Origin of the sequence: Pseudoalteromonas sp. 19-MNA-CIBAN-0066, assembly GCF_040308705.1 — a bacterium.
In the GTDB taxonomy this organism is placed as follows: Bacteria; Pseudomonadota; Gammaproteobacteria; order Enterobacterales; family Alteromonadaceae; genus Pseudoalteromonas; species Pseudoalteromonas nigrifaciens.
In genome coordinates this window covers 1-237 of record NZ_JBEONZ010000410.1, presented here as the reverse complement: position 1 = coordinate 237, position 237 = coordinate 1, and the positions used below count along the sequence as shown (strand labels likewise).

The window sequence follows — 237 nt, the reverse complement described above, 5'->3', positions numbered from 1 at the left end:
CACTCTGATCTGCGTCGCGCGCGATTGTCAAATCGGCACGCTTTTTCCCGTTGATCTGGACCGGCAGCGTGATCTCGTTCTCGACGATGAGCGCAGGATCGAATTTCGGCCAAGGCCTCTCGGCGATGAGACCTTTGCCGCCGATCTCCCGCCAGCATTCTTCCGCAAGATGCGGCATCATCGGCGCGATCAGGTTGATCAGGATCGCGGCGGCGTCCTTTACCGCAGCAGTCAGAG

Annotated in this window: 1 protein-coding gene; it reads right to left on the bottom strand. The window is 59.9% G+C overall.

Annotation, left to right across the window (positions count from 1 at the left end; translation table 11 throughout):
• Positions 1 to 237 (bottom strand): class I tRNA ligase family protein (locus AAEZ18_RS19630; protein WP_352256133.1); only part of this gene is annotated, 237 nt, incomplete at both ends.